The following is a 21124-nucleotide window of genomic DNA, read 5'->3' on the forward strand; positions in this document are numbered from 1 at the left end:
TGCTTCTTTCCGTACGTAGGCAGGGGTTTTCGCCGGGCAGTCGGCGCGGCTTAGCCGGCAAGTCCGCGGCTGTCAGTTGTTATCGACTTTGCGAGCCTGTCGAGGTAGGCGTAAACCGTGTCGTGCAGTGAGGTGGACGGTTTGGCCAGGGTCCACTGGATGGTGAAGCCGTCCACAACAGCGAGAATCTCACTGGCCACCTGGCGGACGTCAGTTCCCGGGATAAGCGTCCCGGCAGCGACCATGTTGCCGAGGATTCCCGACGAGAGGTCCACGATGTTGGCGTAGCGGCGCTGGAAGTACTCGTGCGCGGGATGCTCTTCGTTCGATGATTCGGCTGCCAGGACGGTGAACATTTGCGTGAGCCCGGGCTGACCCTCGTTGAAGGCTGTCTGGGCCGCTATCTGCCGGAAGTACCGGACGGGGTCGTCCAGGAAGTCTTCTGCGAAGAAGGCCTCGACCGCCCTCTGGTCGCGCAGTTCAAGGACAGCAGAGAGGAGTTCCTCCTTGCTGCCGAAGTGGTGGATCAGGCCGGCCTTCGTCAGCCCGACGTCCGCGGCAATCTTGGGAATGGAGGAATTGAAGTAGCCCCATTGGGAGAAGTGCTCGATGGCGGCCTCAAGAATCGCCCCGCGCCGTGCATCCGCTGCCTTGTAGGGGCCTGTCCGGCGGACGCGTTTGGAACGTTCGGCGGGAGCTTTGCTTGCCTCTGTCTGCATCGTCATAACTTAGCCTTCCCGGCGTCGGCTTCCTTGAGGGGGCAACGGTCTTCCGGTTATCCCGCGACGTTCTGGCGGGCGGTTCCGGCGGTGACCATGCCGCCGTCGTCCTTCAAGAATGTGCGCATCCGGAAGATCCAGAAAATGCCCGTGAGGTATGCCGCGCCGGAGGTAACGATCAGGAACAGGAACAGCAGCGCCGGGCCGGCCGCGATGATCAGGGGAGTGACGAGCGCTGCGCCGGCGGCAACGAGCCGGGCGAAGGCGATGGTGATGCCCTGGGCGGTGCTTCGGTGGGTTGTGGGGAAAAGTTCCTGTGACCAGATTTTGTACATGGGCTCACCGGCAACGGCGCCGCCGAGCGCCCCGAATACCCCCATGACCACCAGGGTGATGGCGGTGACGCCGAATACCAGCGGGACCGCCAGTCCCACCAGGGCAAGGATGGCTGCGAAGACAAAGGTACGGTGGCGCCTTGAGCCATCCACAATCCGCATCATGACGAAGAGCCCCGCCACACTGAGGAACAGGATGCCAAGTCCCAGCATGGAGGCGGTGGCCACATCCACTCCGGCGACGTTCACGAAGAGATAAGTGGAGAACTGGCCGTTGGTGTTGGCGGCGATGTTGACCAGGGCGTAAAAAAGGCCCGTGGCAGCCAGCGGGGCGAAGAGCTTCGGGGAGAAGAGGGCGCGCAGCGAACGCAGGTCCACGCGCTCGTCATCAGCGGGACTGTTCTGCGATTCCTTCCAAAGACGGGACTCCGGGAGGCCCCAGCGCAGCGCAACGGCAATCAGTGCGACAGCAGCCAGGTGGCCGTAGATGATCTGGGCGCCCAGTACCCCGGCGTTGCCGAAGAAGATGCTGATGATGATGACGCCCAGAATGCCTGCCATCCACAACACGTGGGTGAAAGTCACCATCTTCCCGCGCTTATCCTCAGGAGCTGATTCGGCGATCATCGCCATTGATACCGGCAGGTCCGCACCGGCTGCGAGTCCGAGCACCGCCAGGCCAATGTAGAGCAGTGCAATGCTGGGCGCGAGCATAAGGGCCAAAGCGGCCACAATAAAGACGCTCAACGTCACCAGGAAGACCCGGCGGCGGCCAAACCTGTCGCCGAGGCGGCCGCCCACCAGCGCTCCAACGGCAATCATGATCGTCAGCAGGGCCGAGAGCTGGCCTATCTGGGCAGGCGTCAGGCCGAGGGAACCCTGCAGGATCACCAGGGCGGTTCCGGTTCCGGCGATGGCTCCCGCGTCCACGTAGGAGGCAAGGCCCGAGGCAAACGCGACACGCCACCCGTGGCGGCTGACGGCCTTTTGGTCGAGGGTACTCATGGGGGACTCTCCTTTGAATCGCATAACGCAGCGGGGGAGCAGGAGAATTTGAATCGTTTCGATCCTGCAATCCTGAGCGTAGCAACTTAAAAACCATCCCACAAGGTGGTTTTGAAAAAGGCTGTAACCAGTGGCACGTTGCTTGGGGACTCAACCCGGGCGGATCGCGATTGCGTGGAAGCTGGCAAGGGCCGCCCGAGCCGCCCTTGCCAGCTTCCCGCTGTTGTAGTTGCCTTTGCTGTTTAGGACACCCTGGCCAGGGCGGGGTCCATAGACGGCTTTGTTGCGGCCAGTGACCACACGGCGGTCATGGACAAGGCGGACACGATCAAGGGGACGCCGAAGAGCATAAAGATGTTTTCGGCCTTCCAGCCGCCGGCGAGGAGGTAGCCCACCATGATGGGGGCGATGATCGAGGCGAGCCGTCCGATGCCGATCATCCAACCTATTCCTGTGCCGCGCAGCGACGCGGGGAACAGTACCGGTGTGGTGGCATAGAAACCGGCTACGTTCGCTGAAGTCACCAGGCCGAGGACGGCGCCGAGGACGATGGCCACGGGAGTCTGGCTGAACGCCATCCCGAAGATGACGTAGATCAGTGCTGAGGCCAGCAGCGAACCGAGCAACAAATGGCGGCTGCGCAGGAAGACGGCCAGGATGCTGAAGATAAAGCAGCCGATGATGCCACCGAAGTTCACTATCAGGCCCATCGTCACGCCCAGGCTGTCGTTCCCGGAGGAGGTGGCGATGAGTTTGGGGGTCCAGGTGCTGGCGAAGTAGTAGGCCGCGATCATGAGGCCATAACCCAGCCAGAGGAGGACGGTCTGGCCGGCCATTCGTCCGGTGAGGAGGTTTCTGATGCCCTGCTGTGTCTGTTGGTTTTCAAGCAGTTCCGGATGTTCGCTCAGGGCCGGCCGCTGCATCTGCGCGAGGATGGAGTTTAGTTGGGGCAAGGCGTTACGGGGACGCTTGCTGATGAGATAGTCCAGCGATTCCGGAAGGAATCGCCAAGTGACGGCGAGCATCAGTATGCTGGCGGCCGCGCCGACGACGAACACCGAGCGCCAGCCGAACTCCGGGATGAGCGGACCTGCGATGAACCCGCCCAGGGTAGCTCCGATGGCGAAGCCGGCGGTGTAGAGTCCAAAAATGCTTCCCCGGCGTTTGTCCGAAGAGTATTCGGAGACGTACACGTTCAGGTTCGCGATCATGCCTCCAATCCCCAGTCCGGCGAGCACGCGGAACACCATCAGTTGCATGACGTCGGCTGCGAAGACCGACAGGACCATGCCGGCGCTGACCAGGACCAAGGCCACGAGCATCATGCGGCGCCGCCCGATCTTGTCTGAAATGGGTGTCAGGAACAGTGAGCCCGCTGCCATGCCCACCAGGCCCGAGCTGAGCAGGAATCCCAGGGTGATGGGGTCCAGGCTCCAGCTCCTGGAGAGGGCCGGTGCGGCGTAGGCTGCAACGGCAACGTCCATGCCGTCAATCAGCATCAGCGCGATGGCAACGGCAACGGCGCGGATCTGGAGCCGGCTCATCGGGGATGTGCGAACTTCATTGAGTATGTCCATGTTTACGTCCTTGTAAATGGGTGCACTTGGATAGGCGGCCGCCGGAAGGCTGCCGTCATGGGATAGCGTTTTTACTTTTGGGTGAATCGCGGCTGATGGGTTTTCGTGGTGATGCCGCCGTGGTTCCCGGGTTAGGCCAGTTCGACCCGGACGGGCAAGGATTCCCATGCCCGCAACGTGTTGTTGTGGTGCCGGCGGGTTGGGCCGGTGATTTCAAGGGAAGCGATGCGCTTGGCCAGGGCGTTGAGGATTGTTGATGCTTCCAGCCGCGCGACGTGCTGACCGACGCATTGGTGGATGCCGAAGCCGAAGCCGACGTGGCCGGAAGGGTCCCGGCCTAGGTCGAAGACATCCGGGTTGTGCCAGCGGCGCGGGTCGCGGTTGGCGGAGCCGAGGAACATCAGGATCTTCCTCCCTTCGGGGATAAGGGTTCCGCCCACTTCGATGTCGCAGGTGGTGGTTCGGAAGAACGTCTGCACTGGTGATTCGAACCGCACTGCCTCATCGAAGGCGGTGCGCGCGAGGGCAGGGTTTTCGCGCAGGCGGGCCCACTGGCCCGCGTTGGTGGCGAAGGCGTAAAGGACTGCGGCAAGGCCGTTGACGGTGGTATCGACTCCGGCAGTGAGCAGTGACCGGACGATCAGGGGCGCCTGGGCTTCGGTGATGTCCCCTCTGTCGGCCGCGGCCCAGATCTGCGCACCGAATCCGTCCGGGGTCAACACGTCACGGGCGCACTGGGCGGCAATGGAGGCCGAAAGCTCGGCGACGCGTGGTGCTCCCTTGGAAACGAGTTCGTTGGGTGGGCCGAAGGCGTTGAAGGCGTGGTCGCCGTAGGGCAGGAGGCTTTCCCGTCCCTCCCGGGGTATGCCGACAGCATCGGGAAATACCCTGAGGGGGAACACGGCGGCGAGTTCGGTGACGGCGTCGAAGTGGGTACCTTTGGCCAGCAGGCCGTCCACCAGCTCTTCTGCGTCGGCGGCCCAGGAATCAGCCAGCCGGCGGAGTTCGCGGGGCCCCAGGATCTTGGTGAGCACCGCCCGCGGTGCGTCGTGGTGGGGCGGGTCGGCTTCCAGCAGCAAACTCGGCGGCCGCCAGGGCTTTTCGTGGCGGAAGTTGCTCAGACCGACTCCGGCGGCCGATTGGAAGGTCTGCCAGTCCATCAGGGCCGCATGGACTTCCGCGTAGCGGCCCATTGCGTAAACGTCGTATTTTTCCAGGTAGACAACAGGCCCGGCCTCACGGAGGTCCGCCTGGAATGGGAGGGGATCTTCGAGTCCGTCGTAGCTGAATGGGTCGACGTCGCTGACGGGGGCTGAGGTGATGGCTTGCGCGGTCATGGTGGTCCTTCTTCAGGAAGCAGGGTTAGAGGTCAAGAACGAGGCGGTCGCTGCGGGAACGTGAGACGCAGGGAAACATGCAGTGGCCTGTTGCCCGGTCAGCATCCCCAAGAAGTGAGTCACGGTGGTCGGGTTCCCCCGCCAGGACTGTGACTTCGCAGGTTCCGCAGGTTCCCTCGCGGCAGGATGTCAGGACGGGTACCCCCGCGTTTCGCAGCGCATCGAGGACACTCAGGTCGGGCGAAACTGTTACGGACAGTCCGCTGCGGGCGAGTTCCACTTCGAAGGGCGTGTCCCGTGCGGGCCGGCCTTGTGCCTTGGGGGCGAAATGTTCCAGGCGCAGGAGGCCGGTTGGCCAGTCTGCGCAGTGGTGTTCGACGGCGGTGAGCAGCCTCTGCGGGCCGCAGGCGTAGACCTTGGTGTCCTTGGCGGCACCGCCGATGAGTTCCTCGATCCGGCATAGTCCGGATTCATCCTTGGGCATCACCCGGACACGGTCGCCGTAGGGCGCTAGTTCATTGAGAAACGCCATTGAGTTTCGTGACCGGCCCAGGTACAGCAGCTTCCAGTCCGCGCCGAGCATGTCTGCTTGCTGGATCATCGGCAGCACGGGGGTGATGCCGATGCCGCCGGCGATGAAGAGGTACTTTTCGGACGGAACGAGCGGGAAGTTGTTCCGCGGACCGCCAAGGGCGACCATCGATCCTTCGCCGAGCCGTTCATGGATGTACGCCGATCCTCCCCGTCCCGCCCGTTCATGCAGAACTGCGATCCGGTAGCTGTGGGCATCCCACCGGTCTCCGCAGAGTGAGTACTGGCGGCTGATACCGGACGGCAGGACGAGATCGACATGTGATCCGGGCGTCCAGTCGGGCAGCCGTCGCCCGTCGGGGCGGGCCAGTGTCAGGGCCACCACATCGTGCGCGACCCTGGTCTTCGCCGTCACGGTCAGCTTGACCTCTGGCCTCCCGGCAGCGGAATTTTCTCCGGTGAACATCGCGGCTCCTTTGCTCGTTGTGTTCTCCTCACAAAGGGTGGCCTGCGCGTGGTGGCCGTCACCATATAGCTCTCATTGGTTGAGAGTGCAAAAGTCTTTGCCGTCTAGGTGAGTGGTGGAGCCGGATACTCCATGGCCCTGGAAACGGCCCGTGATGCGGCTTGAAGAACGGCGATGCGGGAGCGTGCGGTGGCATCGTTGGGCACCACAATCCCGAGGGCGGCCACAACTGTGCCGGCAGGATCGCGGACCGGCACCGCGATTCCTGTGGCATCGGGGTGGAGATGGCCTGCGAGGAACGCGTACCCCTGGCGGCGGACTTCGGCGAGGGCAGCCCTCAGCTGTGCGGGGGTGCTGATGGTCTGATCCGTGAAAACGTCCAGGGGTTGGGCGATGATCCGTTCCTGCTGGGCCGGCGGAGAGTACGCCAGGAGCAGCAGGCCGGAAGACGAGGCGTGCAGGGGCAGCCTGCCGGCAACCCGGGTGTAGTTGACGACTGACCCGGGAACGGTCAGTCGCTCCACGAACAGAACGTCATCGCCTTCCATAACCCCCAGCTGTGTGTGCTGTCCAACGATGGCGTGCAGGTCTTCCATGACGGGCATCGCAGCTTCTTTGAGGCTGAGAGTGGGTGATGCCCGGGAGACCACTTCCCACATCCGGACCCCAATCCGCACTTTTCGTTTTTCGTCTCTCTGCAACCAGCCGAAACTGGCCAGTTCTTCCACCAGGCGTGAAGCGGTGGCGATATGAAGCCCGGACCGCCGGGCTATTTCGGTGACCGTCAAAGACGTATCACCCGGGCCAAAAGCCTCCACGATGCGGACAGCACGGGAGAGCACCGATTCTCCCGCCTGGGTGCGTGCCATGTCCTCAAGCTTAACTGCGCCGCAACCCCGCTTCGGGGGTCGGCTATATGCGCCATGGATTCCAGGTAGATGAAGCGCGCGTACCTGAGTTGCTTTCTCACAAGATGATCCGCAAGGCCGATAGTGAAGTTAGATCCGAGGGCGGCAGCGTCCGCAACGTAGGAGCTGGAATCAGGACCGCATGCTGCAAGCCTCCGCGTCATTAGTGGCTACGCTATGAGCGTGAAGAACCTGGACCTGAACCTGTTGCCCCACCTGCAGGTCCTGCTTGAACTGCGGAACATCTCCCGGGCAGCGGAGCGGCTCCAGCTCAGCCAGCCGGCCACCAGCGCTGCGATGGCCCGGCTCCGGCGCCACTTCGACGACGAACTCCTGGTGCGGAACGGCCGCACCTACGACCTCACGCCCTTTGCGCAGTCCCTGGTCCCGCTGGTTGATGAAGCCATGCTTCACATCCAGCGGGCCACGCGCGTGCGGTCCGGCTTCGACCCCGCCTCCAGTGAGCGGGAGTTCGTCATCGCCGCCTCGGATTATGCGGCGGCGCTGATCGTGGGTCCGCTGCGCGGCATCCTGCGCCAGGAAGCCCCGGGCGTGTCAGTGGACTTCGTGCCCACCGCCGGTTCCGGGATCCAGGGCCAGATGGCCGACTATTCGAAGATCGACCTGCTGGTGGGGCCCACCGGGTACCACATGCAGGGTGCCAGCAAGCAGGTGTTCCGGGACAGCTTCGTGGCCATTGCCGACGCCGGCAATCCCCTGCTCCAGCAGCCCCGGCTGACGCTGGAGGACCTGGCCTCGGTTCCCCACGCCGTCGGCTATTTCGGCGAGGGAATCAGCACCCCGGCAGACAAGCTGTTCGAGTCGCGGGGCATCCAGCGCCGCGTCGCTGCCGTGGTGGCCGGGTTCCTGTCCCTGCCGCTCCTGGTCGAAGGGACGGACCTGGTGGCCATGGTCCCGCGGATGCTGGCGGCCCGGGCCCAGCGCGGCGCGGACATCGTTGTGCTGGAGTTCTCGGAAGGCACCGAAGCTTCCCTGGTGGAGGCCATGTATTGGCACCCGTCCCAGGCGGAGGATCCGGCGAGCGTGTGGCTGCGGTCCGTGGTCCAGCGCTCCTGCGCCCGGCTCCACGAACTCTTTCCCGTTACCGCCCACCCCGTGACTGTCCAGGCGCGGGAGGCAGCGCAGACGTAGAATCGTGCCCACACCGAGCCGTGCAGCGACTCAAACAACCCAGGAGGACTGTTATGAGCAATGTAACCACCAGCGCTGAGGCGGCGGCCGCCGCGCAGACCCTGTTCCGCGTTGGTCTCGGAGGGGTGCTCATCGCGCACGGATCCCAAAAACTTTTCGGCTGGTTCGGCGGGGGAGGCGTTGAAGGCACCAGCAAGGGCATGCACGCCATGGGGTTCCGCCCGGCAAAACCCAGCGCCGTCCTCGCTGGTGTCGGTGAAGCAGGAGCGGGACTCGCCTTGGCCCTGGGTTTGGCCACCCCTGCCGCCGGTGCCGCTGCCGCAACCACCATGGGCGTCGCAGCCAGCGTCCACGCCCCGAACGGTTTCTTCGCCCAGGAGGGCGGCCTCGAGTACCCGGCCGTGCTGGGCCTGGCAGCAGCGGCCTTTACTATTGGAGGCTCCGGACTCTACTCGCTGGATGCGCTCACCGGCCATGTCCTGGACCGGCCCTGGATGCGGATCACCGCTTTGGCCGCCATCCCCACCGCCATCGCCATCCAGGTTTCCCGGCGGCGCAAAGCCCTCGCCGCGGACGCTGCGGCTCCGGCCGCAGACACTCCTGCGGTCATCACCACAGAAGAGGGCTGAACCTGTCCCAATGAGTATCCACGCGGCGGATACCACCTAGATCCAAGACGCCGTTTCCCTTCCGGCCCATCCCTGCGAAAGTCGAGGAAACACGCTTTCGGAAGGATCGCCCATGCCCGCTTCCAGCCCACGTCTGACCGGCAAGACCGCCGTCATCACCGGAACGGCCAGCGGCCAGGGCAGGGCCGCCGCGCTCGCCTTCGCGTCGGAGGGGGCCTTCGTGGTGGGCTGCGACATGGACGACGACGGCGCCGCGGCCACGGTTGCGGCGGTCACCGACGCCGGGGGCCGGATGAGCAGCAGCCGGGTCGATCTCACGGACGAGGCAGCCGTGGCGGCGTGGGCTGCGGGTGTCGCCGCTACGCATGGCCAGGTCCACATCCTGTACGCCAACGCCGCCCTCACGCGGTTTGCCCCGGTGGATCAGCTCACTTTTGCCGACTGGAAATGGAACGTGGAGCACGAGATGGATGTGGTGTTCCTGCCGGTGAAGTATTTCTGGCCGCAGCTCATCAAGGCGCCGAACCCGGCCATTGTGCTGGTGGGATCGACTGTGGGAGTCACCGGGTCCATGACCAACGGCCGGCTGGCCCACACCGCCACAAAGGGCGCCGTGGTGGCCATGACCAAACAGCTCGCGGCCGAGGGCGCTCCGCATGGACTGCGCGTCAACGCCGTCAGCCCGGGCATGATCCGCACCGCGGCCACCGAGGGCAACCTGCTGGCAGCGGACCACCCCATGCGGACCATTGCGGGGAGCATCCCGCTGGGGCGGATCGGGGCGCCGGAAGAAGTCGCCAACTGCGCGCTGTTCCTGGCATCGGATGAGGCCTCGTATGTGACCGGCGCAAACCTAATGGTCGACGGCGGCTGGTCGGCCGTGCTGCCCGGCTAAGTTTCTGCGGTGGCCCCCAACCAGGTAGCGCGATGTGTCGTTTTGGGCCCGCAGAACGACACTTAGCGCTACCTAGTTGGGATTCGGGGCTAGCGCAGGGCGTCGGAGATGGATTTGGCTCCGCCGTGGCCTGACTGGCCGCCGTCCACCGGGATCTCGGCGCCCGTCACGAAGGATGAGAGCGGGCTGAGGAGGAAGAGCACGACGCCGGCCACCTCCTCCACGCTTCCGGAACGTCCCAGCGGGGTCTCCGCCAGGGTCGCCTGCCGGAACTCCGGCTTGGCGCCCGCGGTCATGGGGGTCTCTATAAAGCCGGGGTGGACGGTGTTGACGCGGATCCCGCGAGGCCGGAGTTCCATGGCCGCCACCTGGGAGAGCCCGCGCAGTGCCCACTTGCTCGCGGTGTACGTCACCGGATAATGGGCGGTCAGCCCGGCGACCGAGCCCACATTGACGATCGATGCGCCGCTGCCCATCAGCGGAGACAGCGCCTGGATTCCTAACAGGCTGCCGGCCACGTTCACGTCGTAAACCTTCTGCAGATCCGCCACAGAGGCATCCAGGAGCCTGCTGCGCTGGGTGATCCCGGCATTGTTGACCAGCCCGCCCACCTGCCAGCCCTGCGACCGGATCCATGATGCGAGGCCGGACCAACCGGCCTCGTCACTGACGTCCAGCTGCCGGTATGTCAGCTCACCGTCCGAAGCGGGGGACACATCCGCCAGCCCGGCCGGGGCGTCGGCTGCGAGGTCCGTGGCGATGACCCGTGCCCCCGCCTCCGCCAGCAGCCGTGCTTCCGCCGCGCCCTGCCCCTGGGCTGCGCCGGTGACCACCACGGTCCGCCCTTCAAGCTGGAGCGAAACCACCCTAGACGCCGGAAGGAGCCGCAGCGGCAACCCGGTTGCGGGGCCTCGGGCGGGCTGCCACACGGGTCACGGCCTCGCGCCTGGCGCCCACCGTGTTCTCGATGGTGCCGATCCCTTCCACCGTCATCCTCACCACGTCGCCGGTTGCCAGGGGCGGGGGAGTCTTGGAACCGTTGCGTCCCCACAGCTCGGCGAGGCAGCCGCTGCCGCAGGTGCCGGAGCCCAGGACGTCGCCGGGCCGCACCACTGAGTCCTGCGAGGCGTAGGCCACGAGCTCGGCGAACGGCCAGCCCATGTTGGACAGCAGGTCCTGGCCGATGGGCTCGCCATTGACTTCGACAGCCATGGAGATGGGCAGGAAGCCCTCGGCGTCGTGCCGGTCCTCGAACTCGTCCGCGGTGACGATCCAGGGGCCCAGCGTATTGCTGAAGTCCTTGCCCTTGCACGGTCCGAGGCTGACCTTCATCTCCCGCCGCTGCAGGTCCCGCGCGGACCAGTCGTTGAGGATGGTGTAGCCGAAGATGTGCCGGTGCGCCTCCGCGGCGCTCAGGTTCCTGCCGTCGCTCCCGGGGACGCGTCCGACGACGGCGGCCACTTCCGTTTCAAAGTCCAGGTCATCACAGCCCGCCGGAATACCGATCACCTCGCCCGTGCCGGTCACCGTGTGCGGGTTGGTGAAGTAGAACGTGGGCGCCTCGTACCATTCGGGCACCACTCCGGCCACGCCGTCGATGCTCTTCCGCACGCCTTCAACGTGTTCCTCGAATGCCACGAAGTCCCGGATGGTGGCGGGCACCAGAGGGGCGAGCATCTGCACCTCCGTCAGCGGAACGGCAGGGGCGGAACCTACGGTTTCCCGGGCAACGCGCAGGGTTTCATCCAGCCCGGCGTCCAACAGGGTCTGGATGCCCTGGCCGGCGGGCAGCGCGTAGCAGTGTCCGCCGTTTACAAAGCCGGCCTGCGTCCCGCCGTCGTAATTCCAGCGTGCGATCTTGACCATGAGAGTGTTCCTTAAGCAGTGGGTCGGGCGGTCAGGGCGGCCGCTGCCATGATGCCCAGGGTGCGTGCGTTGCCGCCCAAAACCTGGGCCTCGCCGTCGGACGGGAGGCCGGCAGCCTGGACCTCGTCCACGGGAAGGTCGGAGCCCATGTCGAACGGGTAGTCCGAGCCCAGCAGCACCTGCTCCGGGCCTGCTGCAGCTACCAAGGCCCGGAGTTCCGCGGCGCTGTGCACCAGGGAATCGAAGTACAGCTTCTTCAGATAGGACGACGGCGGCTGGGCGCAGGCGTGTGCCTCGGGCCGGACCTTCCATGCGTGGTCGGAGCGGCCAAGTTTGGTGGGCAGGTAGCCGCCGCCGTGCGCCGCCAGCACTTTCAACTCAGGGTGCCGGTCCAGGACGCCGCTGAAGATCAGGTGGGACAGCGCCACCGCGTTCTCCGCGGGCTGGGACACGGTGTTGGCAAGGTAGAAGCGGTCCAGCCGTTCATCCAGCGAGCAGCCGAACGGGTGCAGGAACACCAGGGCGCCCAGCTCCTCGGCCCGGCTCCAGAACGGTTCCAGCCGGGGATCGGAGAGTTCGACGGTGCTGCGTTCCGGATGGTCCGGGGTGGCGGCGAACGATCCGATTTCGACGCCGAGCAGTCCGCACTCCAGCACCGCGTGTTCCAGGGCTTCCACCATCAGGGCGGGGTGCTGGAGCGGGACCAGGCCCAGCCCGTTGAGCCGCGCCGGGGCGCGGTCAACGAACTCCCGCACGGCCTGGTTAGCCTGCTTCGCTACCTGCAGGGACAGTTCCTCACCGGCGAAGTAGTAGAAGTGCGACGGCGACGGCGAGACCAGCTGCACGTCCACACCCTGGGCATCCATGTCCGCGAGCCGGCGGTCCAGGTCCGTCAGCTGCGGCCAGCGCTCCTTGATCATCCGGCCCGAAGCGGCCATCGATTCCGGTCCGTTGCGCTGCACCTCCAAAGCCTGCTGGGCGCCGAAGCCCGCGGGGTCCCCGTCGGCCACCAGCTGCTGCAGGGCCGGAAGCAGGATATGCGCGTGGACGTCAACGGTGGGGGTTCCTGACTCGGGCGTGCGCGTGCTCATGCGGGTTCCTTCACCAGGCTGGAGATTGAATGCATGAGGCCGGGCACATTGGCATCCCGGACGCCGTCGAGCATCCACTGGCCCAACTGGACGGACGCGTCAACAACTGCCTTTGCCCTGTCCAGGCGGCGGTCGGTGAACTCTTTCCAGAGCGTCTCCGTAACGTCGTCGGCACTGATAAGCAGCTCGGCCAGCACAGCCGCATCCTCCATCGCCATCGCAGCACCCTGCGCAATCGTGGGCGGGCAGCTGTGCGCGGCGTCGCCGATGACGACGCTGCGGCCGCGGTTCCAGGGCCCGTCAACCAGGTGCGTGGTGAACCAGGTGTAGTTGATGCGGGCACTGTGGTCCAGGTTGGCGCGGATCTCGTTCCAGGGGCCGCCGTACGCCGCGGCGAGTTCAGCCATAATGCGGGGGCCGTCCTCGTGCTTGCGCTCCTGTGCCTTCTCCACAAGGTAGGCGTAGATGGTGTCAGGGCCGGTGGGGCAGTAGCCGGCGATGAAGCAGGGTCCGCCGTAGGTCAGGTCCGTCCGGACCACCTCTGCGGGGCGCTCCACGAAGGCGCGCCAGATTCCCATGCCCGTGGGCTGGGGTTCAACCTCGATGCCGATGGCCTTGCGGACGGCCGAGTGCAGTCCATCGGCGCCGATGAGGAGGTCGTAGGTGGCGCTGCCGCCGTCGTCGGTGCTCACGGTGACGGACCCGCCGTCGTCCGTTATGCCGGTGACCGTCTTGCCGTAGCTGATCCGGGCGCCCGCCTGCTCTGCCCGTTCGCGGAGGATGGCGGTGAGGTCGGGGCGGTACATGCCCATCGTGGCGGGAAGGTCGTCGCCGCCGGTGCGGATGTCCTCAAGGACCGCGATGACGGTGCCGGCCGGGTCGGGGGCACGCAGGCCCAGGGTGCTGAAGCCGTAGCCCTTCGCCTCGACCTGCTCCCAGACGCCGAGCTGGCGGAGGATCCGCAGGGCGTTGCCCTGCAGGGTGATGCCGGACCCAAGGGTCTGCGGTGCTTCCGCCTTCTCGAGGATTTCCACCCGGATTCCGGCGTCGGCCAGGAGGATGGCTGCGGTCAGTCCGGCGGCTCCGGCCCCGACGATTCCGACGTTCTGTACTGCTGCCATCGCTGACTCCTTTGTATTGACGGCGTTACTGCTGGTGGTTTTGTTGCTGTTTTAACTGAAAAGCTACCGGACGGCGATCGGGTTGACGGGCGACCCCACAGCTCCGGTGATGGGCAGCGGGGCCGCGGTCAGCAGGAAGTCGTACCTGCCGTCTGCTGCGCACGCTTCCGCCAGGCCGTCCGGGTCCCACATCTCGCCCAGGAACAGCCCCAGGTTGGGAATGGCGATTTGGTGCAGGGGCTGGAAGGCGGCGTCAAACTCGTTCGGACGGACCTCAAAACCCCACGTGTCCGTGGCGATACCGGCGATTTCGGAGCGGTGCAGCCACGGCGCCGTGGTGAACGACAGGCCGGGGGCGGAACCGCCGGCGTAATCGCCCCAGCCGTCGCGGCGGACCCGGGTGTACTGCCCGGTGCGGATCACCACGATGTCGCCCCGGCCCACCTTAGAGCTTGGGCCCTGCAGTGCGATGGTGCGCTCCAGATGCTCCGGGGTGATGGTGAAACCGTCCGGCAGTTCGCCGTCGTTTCTCCCCAATTCCGGTCCGAGCGCCCGGCCGACGTCCAGCAGCACGCCGCGGGTGACGATCTTGGCCGCAGCGGTTTCGATTCCCGTTACCAGGTCGCCTTCGGACGTCACTACGTCGCCGGCGGCGCGGCCGTTCCAGGCCTTGCCCTGGTCGAAGATGTGGCCCAGGCCGTCCCACTGCGTGGAGCACTGCAGCGGCATGGCGATCACGTCGTCCGCTCCGCCGAAGCCGTGCGGGAAGCCCTGGTTGCCGCGTTCGGCATCCACCCCGGTGTCCGTCATGGTGTGGACGGGGTTGGTGCGGCGGCGCCAACCCTTCTGCGGGCCGTTGGTGTCGAACGGCTGGGACAGCGAGAACGCCTCACCGGACTTCACCAGGGCCGCGGCCTCGAGGCGCTTGCCGGCGTCGATGAAGTTCAGCGTCCCCAGGACGTCGTCGTCGCCCCAGCGGCCCCAGTTGTTGTGGGCCGCGGCCATGGCGCGGATGCTGCCGAGCGGGTCTTCACGCCGGATCACCGGGGAATCGGTGGATTCCCCGGTGGCGGTGGTTGGTGCTGTGTCCTGGGTGGTCACTGGACACCTTCAGTTGTGGTTTCGTCCTTGCAGTGGATGAGCTGGGTGCCCAGTCCGGTGATGGTGCCTTCCATGACGTCGCCGTCCTGCAGCAGCCGGCCCCAGTGCTGGCCGTTGCCGGCGGGGCTTCCCGTGAGCACCAGGTCGCCGGGGCGCAGCGGCATGATCTGGGAGGCTTCGCTGACGAGCTTGGCGACGCCGAAGATCATGTCCTGTGTGGACTCGTCCTGCATGGCCTTGCCGTTGAGCTTCAGTGTCACCTGGACGTCCTGCGGGTCGCCGAAGAACTTGGCCGGTACCAGCAGCGGCCCGGTGGGAAGGAAGCCGGGGGCGTTTTTGGCGCGGTACCAGTCCGAGCCGATGGCCGGCATGTCCTTGCGGAAGACGTATTCACGGGTGGTGATGTCGTTGACCATGGTGTAGCCGAAGACGTAGTCCAGCGCTTCCTCGGGGGTGACGCGGAACGCGGTCCTGCCGATGACTGCTGCCAGTTCCAGCTCCCAGTCGTGGGACTTGGAGTAGGCAGGCAGGGTGAGGTCGTCCGTGGCGGACGCGATCGCCGTCGGGAGCCCTATAAAGAAGTACGGCGTGCCCTGGCCTGCCCGCTTGTCCATCATGGCCGCCGTCTTGGCGCGCACTTCTTCCTCGTCCTCGCCCGGTTCGCGGTGTGCTGCGGCGAGGTCGATCACGTGCTTGCGGTAGTTCGCGCCGGTCTGCAGGACCTGGGCTGGTTCTACCGGGGCAAGGACTTCGACGTCGGCCAGTGCAAGGCCGGCATCCTGGCCGGCGGAGGCGGCGAGGCTGTCCAGCTGGGCTTCGGTGGTGTCCCAGTGCTCGATCAGGGAGTTGATGTCCCCGTCCAGCGGCAGGACGCGTTCACCTACCAGCAGGCCGGCGCGGGCCTTGCTGTCACCGGCTTCCTGGAACCGGATGAGGGCATATGTTGCTTCAGGCATATCTTTCTAGCCCCGTCCCTGCTTCGCGTAGGGGTTCAGGAGGGCTTCCTTCATCTCGGGGGAGGCGCCTTCTTCGGTCGCGGTGAAACCCTCGGCCGGCGGGAAGGATTCGGTCATGGAGTGCGGCATGGCGCCGTTCTTGTAGAAGTTGTTGGAGCCCAGCGACGGCTTCCAGGTGTTGGCGTCCCAGTCCGGGACGTAGTTGCGGTAGCCGCCGGAGTTCAGTTCGACGCGCAGGCCGGACGGGTCGCGGAAGTAGAGGAAGTTCTGCTCGCCCACGCCGTGGATGGAGGGGCCGTATTCCATGGGGGTGCCGTTTTCCATCATGACGTCCGCGGTGCGGAGCAGGTCCTCGGTGGCGTCCACCCAGAAGGCGATGTGGTTGACGCGTCCGGCGCGGCTGGAGGTGTCCAGGACGACGCCCAGGTCGTGGGACTTTTCGTTGGTGGTGAGGACGGAGAAGACGGTGATGGGTGCTTCGTCCAGGTCAACGAAGGCCATGACGCGGAAGCCGAGGGCCTCGTTGTACCACTTGGCGAAGCCGCGGACATCGGAGGATGCCACCGTGACGTGGTCAAGGAAGCGGGGTGCGGCGGCGTGGCTGCTGCGGCGTTCCGGCCGGTCCGGGTAGGTGGACTCGAAACCCGGCTCGGCGACGAACTTCTCCACTTCATAGAAGAGGCGCATGTGGTGGCCGTAGGGCCCGGTGAACTCGTAAGCCTTGCCGAAGCCGTGGCCGCCGGGCGTCCAGGTTCCCTGCACGCCGGTTGCTTCGATGCGCTCGGCTGCGGCTTCCAGGGCCGCCTGGGAGTTGGTGCGCCAGGCCATCCGGCCCAGGGACGCTTCGGGTCCTTCCGTGATGACCAGGCTGTAGCGGTAGTAGTCGCCCCAGCAGCGCAGGTAGACGTTGCCGTCCACGCGGTCGATGATGCGCATGCCGAACTTTTCCTCGTAGAACCGTGCCGAGGCTTCGACGTCCGGGGTGGTGATCTCGAGGTGGGCAAGATGGGAGAGGGGAGTTTCCACGTTGAAGTCCTTCTGGTTACTGGCTGCGGTCGGTTTGGTGCAGGTCCTGTAACTACTGTGAGGGACTTCATATATTTGGAGAAGCGGCAGTTTTCAATAGCAACTATCCGTTGCGCTGATACCTCAAAACCAACGCTCTCTCACCTGATGCGCCTTAACGGCCGGCGCTCTCTCACTTTCCTCAGGAAAGTGAGAGAGCGCCGGCCAAAATAATGCGAAAGGTGAGAGAGCGTTGCGTTATTCCTTGCCGAGCCCGGCCGCGGAGGTCTTCTCAGCCGTTACGCCGTTGAGCGCGGTGAGGTCGAAGATGCCGTTGATGTCGGCCTGCTTGGTGGTTCCGGCGGCGACGCCGTCGGCCAGGAGCTTTTCGTAGGTTCCAGCCAGCGGGTCCACGGTGAACACGATGTTCTTCAGGGAGCGGTCGATCACGTCCGCCTTCAGCTCGGCGCCGGCCGCTTCCTTCAGCGCTGCGTTGATGACGCTGGCCTTTTCGCCGTCGGCCGCCTTGTTCAGCCACTCGACCGACTTCACATGGCCTTTGAGGAGGGCCTTGACGGTGTCCGGGTGTTCGGCGGCGAACTTCTGGTTCACGATCAGGATGGTGGTGGGGAACTCGCCGGGCTTGCCGGACAGCGAGCCGTCCCACAGGTCCTTTTCGTCCACCAGGACCTTGGCGCCGGCGGTCAGCACAAGACGCGAGGCCCAGGGCTCAGGCAGCCACGCGCCGTCGAGCTTTCCATCCTGGAACAGTTTCAGGGTCTGAGCGTTTTCGGTGGGGTTGATGGCTACGTCGCCGCTGCCGTCCACATTGGTCTTGTAGCCCTGGGATGCCAGCCACGCGCGGAGCGCAACGTCCTGGGTGCCGCCCAGCTGGGGGGAGGCGAGGGTCTTGCCTGCCAGGTCTGCCGGGGAGTTGATCTCGGGCTTGACCACAAGCTGGGCACCACCAGCCGCGGCGCCGGCAATGATGTGCACCGATTCACCGGCGCTCTTGACGTAGGAGTTGATGGCCGGGTTCGGGCCGATGTAGGTGGCGTCGATGGCACCGGCATTCAGTGCCTCGATGGCGGCCGGGCCGGCGTTGAACACCTGCGTGCTGAGCTTCGTGTCGCCAAGTTCCTCTGCAATGTGGCCCTGGCTGACGCCCACCAGGGCCGGGGCGTGGGTGACGTTGCCGAAGTAGCCCAGCTTCAGCTCGGCGGCGGGGTTGCCGGCCAGTGCGCTCTGCTCCGCTGCCGCTGTGCTGTTGTTGCTGTTCACCGCGGAGGCGACGGCGGCACCGCCGCCGATGAGGGCCAGGATGCCGGCGGCGATGCCGATCTTCAGGCCGAGGGGACGCTTGGGTGCCGACTGGCCGGCAACGATGCGGGTGGAGCTTTCCTGGTTCTGCGGACTCTTGTCCTGGGGAGTAGTCATCGGGAAATTCCTTTGCTGGGGCGGATGCTGAGTTGAGATTACGGAGCGGCCGGCAGCGCCACAATCATTCGTGTAGCAGGGGTTCACGGGGCGACGCGAACGCTCAACGCGGCGTAGCGGCGCGTCAAGAAACGTCGCAGAACGTCTTTTTTCGGTCCGTTGGCTGATGAGTGGCCGTGACCTCAAGGTTGAGATGGCGCTAACGCCGCGCTGACCCTGCTGCGGGATGCGCCACCACCGTATTGCCCATAGTCTGGCCAAGTGGATACCAGCACCGTGAACTCCGGCGAACAGGTTGACAGGCAGTCCCGCATTCTCGAGGCGGCACTGGCCCTGCTGTCGCGCCACGGCATCTCAGGCGTCAATATGCGCGCGGTGGCCCGGGAAGCGGGCGTCGCCCTCGGGCTGGTGAACTACTACTACGAAGACAAGTCGAGCCTGATCCGCGCGGCCCTGCACCGGATCGACCAGCATGACCTGATGCTGGTCACGCCCGACCCCGACTCGCCGCCCGACGAGCAGCTGAAGAAGGCCCTCCAGCGCGTCGCGGGCCCGGAGTTGCTGACCACACAATATCTGTCCCTGCGGCTCCATTTATGGGCGCTGGCACAGGCCCATGAAGACTTCGCAGCCATCAACGCGGCAGCGTTTGAGCGCTACCTCCAGGGGCTCGCGACGTTGATCGGCAATGCCAGGCCCGGGCTTTCCAATGACGAGTGCAGGGAGCGGGCCGCAGACATCGTCGTGGTGCAAAACGGGATGTGGCTCACCGCGCTCCTTGGTGTTGACAAGGATTCCATCCGCCGGAGCATCGCCCGGACCGAAGAGATCGCCTTCGCCGCTTAGCGGCCCGCTTTACCCTCTTTCGCGGATCGAAGCCGTCCGCACTTCCAGCGCTGCACCCTGCCGCTGCGGTTCCGCGTTCATGACAGCAGCCCGTCATATTCGACGTCCAGGGACGGTTTTTCGCCTCCATTTCACCTCGCGATGTTTCGTCGGCGTTAAATCTTGAACGTTTGTCCAGTCGGACTATTGAACACTTGTTCAATGTGGATTACTGTGCATGAGTATGACGTACACCACAGCTCATGGATTTCCGGAACCGCGTTGATTCAGCGCTGATTCATCAGCGGTCCGCATCCACCACTTCAGGGATTTCCAACGCTTTTCCGGGGCATCGCCGTGTATCGCCGGCTTCCGGAAGAAGGACCACCAGCCCTCAGCGGCTGGCCTGCACCAGGTAGAAAGAGAGTTTCCAGCATGACAAAAACCCACTACGACTATGTCATCGTCGGCGGAGGAAGCGCGGGTTCCGTGCTCGCCAACCGCTTGAGCGAAGGGGGCAACAGCAGCGTCCTGGTTCTTGAGGCCGGACGCAGCGACTACCCCTGGGACCTGTTCATCCAGATGCCTGCCGCGCTGACCTTTCCCAGCGGCAACCCGCTGTATGACTGGCGCTACGAATCCGACCCGGAACCCTTCATGGGCGGCCGCCGCGTAGCACACGCCCGCGGCAAGGTCCTGGGCGGCTCCAGCTCCATCAACGGCATGATCTTCCAGCGCGGCAACCCCCTCGATTACGAGCGCTGGGGCGCCGACGCCGGCATGGATACCTGGGATTTCGCGCACTGCCTGCCCTACTTCAACAAAATGGAAAACGCCCTGGCAGCGGACCCGGATGACGAACTGCGCGGCCACGACGGCCCGCTGGTCCTGGAACGCGGTCCGGCCACCAACCCGCTTTTCCAGGCGTTCTTCAAAGCCGCCCAGGAAGCCGGCTACCCCCTGACCGACGACGTCAACGGCTACCGCCAGGAAGGCTTCGCGGCCTTCGACCGCAACGTCCACAAGGGCCAGCGACTCTCCGCCTCCCGGGCCCACATCCGCCCCAATACACGCCGCCCGAACCTCACCGTCCTGACCCGGGCGATGGTCACCAAGGTCAACTTCAAGGGCACGGTGGCCACCGGCGTCACCTACCGCCGCAACGGCCAGACCCACGTGGTCAACGCCGGCGAGGTCATCCTGTCCGGCGGCGCCATCAACACCCCGCAGCTGCTGCAGCTCTCCGGCGTGGGCGAAGCGGTGCACCTGAACTCCCTGGGCATCAACCCCGTGGTCAACCTTCCCGGCGTCGGCGAGAACCTGCAGGACCACCTGGAGGTCTACATCCAGCATGCCTGCACCCAGCCGGTCTCCATGCAGCCGGCTCTGGACGTCTGGCGCATGCCGTGGATCGGCATGCAGTGGCTCTTCGGCCGCAAGGGCCCGGCCGCTACCAACCACTTCGAAGGCGGCGGCTTCGTCCGCTCCAACGAGGACGTCGCGTACCCGAACCTGATGTTCCACTTCCTCCCGGTCGCCGTCCGCTACGACGGCCAGAAGGCGGATGCCAAGCACGGCTACCAGGTGCACATCGGGCCCATGTACTCCGACGCCCGTGGCACCCTCAAGATCAAGTCCACCGACCCCACGGTGCATCCATCCATGGTGTTCAACTACCTGTCCACGGACCAGGACCGCCGTGAATGGGTCGAGGCCGTCCACGTGGCCCGCGACATCCTGGGCCAGTCCGCCATGGGCCCCTTCAACGGCGGCGAGCTCTCACCCGGCCGGGCCGTGCAGACCGACGCCGAGATCCTGGACTGGGTGGCCCGCGACGCGGAAACCGCCCTGCACCCCTCCTGCACGGCCAAGATGGGGCCGGAGTCCGATCCGATGGCGGTGGTGAACCCGCTCGACATGTCCGTCCACGGAACACAGGGCCTCCGGGTTGTGGACGCCTCGGCCATGCCGTACGTGACCAACGGCAATATCTACGCCCCCGTCATGATGCTCGCCGAGAAGGCAGCCGACCTGATCGCCGGGAAGGCCCCGCTGGCGCCGCAGCATGCCGAGTTCTACCGGCACGGCATCAGCCCGCTGGAGCGTAACGGCGCCGGCACTGCGGCTGCCCCTGCGGCAAAGGCATAGGCATGATTGATGGACTGGAA

Annotated in this window: 19 protein-coding genes; 5 read left to right on the forward strand and 14 right to left on the reverse strand. The window is 65.5% G+C overall.

The annotated features are described in order from the left end of the window. Positions 1-50: 50 nt before the first annotated feature. The 6 genes from ACZ9BC_RS02150 to ACZ9BC_RS02175 form a co-directional block, all read right to left on the reverse strand. Positions 51-725 carry a TetR/AcrR family transcriptional regulator gene (locus tag ACZ9BC_RS02150; RefSeq protein WP_476244524.1) on the reverse strand — a complete coding sequence of 225 codons (675 nt, stop codon included), beginning with the start codon at positions 723-725 and terminating at the stop codon, positions 51-53. A gap of 50 nt (positions 726-775) precedes the next feature. Beyond that, positions 776-2059: an MFS transporter gene (locus ACZ9BC_RS02155; RefSeq protein ID WP_476244525.1), complete on the reverse strand. Its 1284-nt coding sequence runs from the start codon at positions 2057-2059 to the stop codon at positions 776-778. Positions 2060-2301: 242 nt separating this feature from the next. Continuing rightward, positions 2302-3636 (reverse strand): aromatic acid/H+ symport family MFS transporter, encoded by a 1335-nt coding sequence (locus ACZ9BC_RS02160; protein WP_476244526.1) that lies wholly within the window; start codon positions 3634-3636, stop codon positions 2302-2304. 131 nt (positions 3637-3767) lie between these two features. Further along, a complete protein-coding gene (locus ACZ9BC_RS02165) occupies positions 3768-4973 on the reverse strand; it encodes a cytochrome P450 (protein WP_476244527.1) in 1206 nt (401 codons plus the stop codon). 25 nt (positions 4974-4998) lie between these two features. Then, positions 4999-5970 carry a PDR/VanB family oxidoreductase gene (locus ACZ9BC_RS02170; RefSeq protein WP_476244528.1) on the reverse strand — a complete coding sequence of 324 codons (972 nt, stop codon included), beginning with the start codon at positions 5968-5970 and terminating at the stop codon, positions 4999-5001. Positions 5971-6074: 104 nt separating this feature from the next. Then, on the reverse strand, positions 6075-6839 hold the full coding sequence (locus ACZ9BC_RS02175) for an IclR family transcriptional regulator (RefSeq protein WP_476244529.1): 765 nt from the start codon (positions 6837-6839) through the stop codon (positions 6075-6077). A 222-nt stretch (positions 6840-7061) separates the two neighbouring features. Here ACZ9BC_RS02175 and ACZ9BC_RS02180 point away from each other — a divergent pair, with 222 nt between their 5' ends. The 3 genes from ACZ9BC_RS02180 (at position 7062) to ACZ9BC_RS02190 (ending at position 9554) form a co-directional block, all read left to right on the forward strand. Next, positions 7062-8030 carry a LysR family transcriptional regulator gene (locus ACZ9BC_RS02180; RefSeq protein ID WP_115525631.1) on the forward strand — a complete coding sequence of 323 codons (969 nt, stop codon included), beginning with the start codon at positions 7062-7064 and terminating at the stop codon, positions 8028-8030. Between the two features lie 53 nt (positions 8031-8083). Further along, on the forward strand, positions 8084-8659 hold the full coding sequence (locus tag ACZ9BC_RS02185) for a DoxX family protein (RefSeq protein ID WP_476244530.1): 576 nt from the start codon (positions 8084-8086) through the stop codon (positions 8657-8659). A gap of 112 nt (positions 8660-8771) precedes the next feature. Then, on the forward strand, positions 8772-9554 hold the full coding sequence (locus tag ACZ9BC_RS02190; protein WP_476244531.1) for an SDR family NAD(P)-dependent oxidoreductase: 783 nt from the start codon (positions 8772-8774) through the stop codon (positions 9552-9554). Positions 9555-9643: 89 nt separating this feature from the next. Here the strand turns inward: ACZ9BC_RS02190 and ACZ9BC_RS02195 are convergent, their stop codons facing one another. The 8 genes from ACZ9BC_RS02195 to ACZ9BC_RS02230 all read right to left on the reverse strand — a co-directional run bounded on the left by ACZ9BC_RS02195 (position 9644) and on the right by ACZ9BC_RS02230 (position 18131). After that, positions 9644-10420: an SDR family NAD(P)-dependent oxidoreductase gene (locus ACZ9BC_RS02195; protein ID WP_476244532.1), complete on the reverse strand. Its 777-nt coding sequence runs from the start codon at positions 10418-10420 to the stop codon at positions 9644-9646. A 1-nt stretch (position 10421) separates the two neighbouring features. After that, positions 10422-11420 (reverse strand): fumarylacetoacetate hydrolase family protein, encoded by a 999-nt coding sequence (locus tag ACZ9BC_RS02200; protein WP_476244533.1) that lies wholly within the window; start codon positions 11418-11420, stop codon positions 10422-10424. 11 nt (positions 11421-11431) lie between these two features. Continuing rightward, positions 11432-12511: an amidohydrolase family protein gene (locus ACZ9BC_RS02205; protein ID WP_476244534.1), complete on the reverse strand. Its 1080-nt coding sequence runs from the start codon at positions 12509-12511 to the stop codon at positions 11432-11434. Beyond that, on the reverse strand, positions 12508-13632 hold the full coding sequence (locus ACZ9BC_RS02210) for an FAD-dependent oxidoreductase (protein WP_476244535.1): 1125 nt from the start codon (positions 13630-13632) through the stop codon (positions 12508-12510). Before ACZ9BC_RS02210 ends, ACZ9BC_RS02205 begins: the two co-directional genes overlap by 4 nt. A 63-nt stretch (positions 13633-13695) precedes the next feature. Continuing rightward, positions 13696-14733, reverse strand: coding sequence for a cyclase family protein (locus ACZ9BC_RS02215; RefSeq protein WP_476244536.1), 1038 nt, complete (start codon positions 14731-14733; stop codon positions 13696-13698). Next, on the reverse strand, positions 14730-15689 hold the full coding sequence (locus ACZ9BC_RS02220) for a fumarylacetoacetate hydrolase family protein (RefSeq protein WP_476244537.1): 960 nt from the start codon (positions 15687-15689) through the stop codon (positions 14730-14732). The genes ACZ9BC_RS02215 and ACZ9BC_RS02220 overlap by 4 nt, the downstream gene beginning before the upstream one ends. A gap of 6 nt (positions 15690-15695) precedes the next feature. Further along, positions 15696-16715 carry a VOC family protein gene (locus tag ACZ9BC_RS02225; RefSeq protein WP_079596946.1) on the reverse strand — a complete coding sequence of 340 codons (1020 nt, stop codon included), beginning with the start codon at positions 16713-16715 and terminating at the stop codon, positions 15696-15698. A gap of 237 nt (positions 16716-16952) precedes the next feature. After that, positions 16953-18131: an ABC transporter substrate-binding protein gene (locus ACZ9BC_RS02230; RefSeq protein WP_476244538.1), complete on the reverse strand. Its 1179-nt coding sequence runs from the start codon at positions 18129-18131 to the stop codon at positions 16953-16955. A 261-nt stretch (positions 18132-18392) separates the two neighbouring features. Here ACZ9BC_RS02230 and ACZ9BC_RS02235 point away from each other — a divergent pair, with 261 nt between their 5' ends. Together ACZ9BC_RS02235 and betA are read left to right on the forward strand one after the other, a co-directional pair. Then, positions 18393-18977, forward strand: coding sequence for a TetR/AcrR family transcriptional regulator (locus ACZ9BC_RS02235; RefSeq protein ID WP_079596944.1), 585 nt, complete (start codon positions 18393-18395; stop codon positions 18975-18977). 414 nt (positions 18978-19391) lie between these two features. Then, positions 19392-21104 (forward strand): choline dehydrogenase, encoded by a 1713-nt coding sequence (betA, locus tag ACZ9BC_RS02240; protein ID WP_476244539.1) that lies wholly within the window; start codon positions 19392-19394, stop codon positions 21102-21104. Positions 21105-21124: the final 20 nt, after the last annotated feature.

The sequence above is a fragment of the Pseudarthrobacter sp. TE3704 genome (assembly GCF_056279405.1).

Bases quoted from the DNA above. Each gene is read 5' to 3' on its own strand.
- ACZ9BC_RS02150 (WP_476244524.1), bottom strand. From the start codon at position 725: ATGACGATGCAGACAGAGGCAAGCAAAGCTCCCGCCGAACGTTCCAAA.
- ACZ9BC_RS02155 (WP_476244525.1), bottom strand. From the start codon at position 2,059: ATGAGTACCCTCGACCAAAAGGCCGTCAGCCGCCACGGGTGGCGTGTC.
- ACZ9BC_RS02160 (WP_476244526.1), bottom strand. From the start codon at position 3,636: ATGGACATACTCAATGAAGTTCGCACATCCCCGATGAGCCGGCTCCAG.
- ACZ9BC_RS02165 (WP_476244527.1), bottom strand. From the start codon at position 4,973: ATGACCGCGCAAGCCATCACCTCAGCCCCCGTCAGCGACGTCGACCCA.
- ACZ9BC_RS02170 (WP_476244528.1), bottom strand. From the start codon at position 5,970: ATGTTCACCGGAGAAAATTCCGCTGCCGGGAGGCCAGAGGTCAAGCTG.
- ACZ9BC_RS02175 (WP_476244529.1), bottom strand. From the start codon at position 6,839: ATGGCACGCACCCAGGCGGGAGAATCGGTGCTCTCCCGTGCTGTCCGC.
- ACZ9BC_RS02185 (WP_476244530.1), top strand. From the start codon at position 8,084: ATGAGCAATGTAACCACCAGCGCTGAGGCGGCGGCCGCCGCGCAGACC.
- ACZ9BC_RS02190 (WP_476244531.1), top strand. From the start codon at position 8,772: ATGCCCGCTTCCAGCCCACGTCTGACCGGCAAGACCGCCGTCATCACC.
- ACZ9BC_RS02200 (WP_476244533.1), bottom strand. From the start codon at position 11,420: ATGGTCAAGATCGCACGCTGGAATTACGACGGCGGGACGCAGGCCGGC.
- ACZ9BC_RS02205 (WP_476244534.1), bottom strand. From the start codon at position 12,511: ATGAGCACGCGCACGCCCGAGTCAGGAACCCCCACCGTTGACGTCCAC.
- ACZ9BC_RS02210 (WP_476244535.1), bottom strand. From the start codon at position 13,632: ATGGCAGCAGTACAGAACGTCGGAATCGTCGGGGCCGGAGCCGCCGGA.
- ACZ9BC_RS02220 (WP_476244537.1), bottom strand. From the start codon at position 15,689: ATGCCTGAAGCAACATATGCCCTCATCCGGTTCCAGGAAGCCGGTGAC.
- ACZ9BC_RS02230 (WP_476244538.1), bottom strand. From the start codon at position 18,131: ATGACTACTCCCCAGGACAAGAGTCCGCAGAACCAGGAAAGCTCCACC.
- betA (WP_476244539.1), top strand. From the start codon at position 19,392: ATGACAAAAACCCACTACGACTATGTCATCGTCGGCGGAGGAAGCGCG.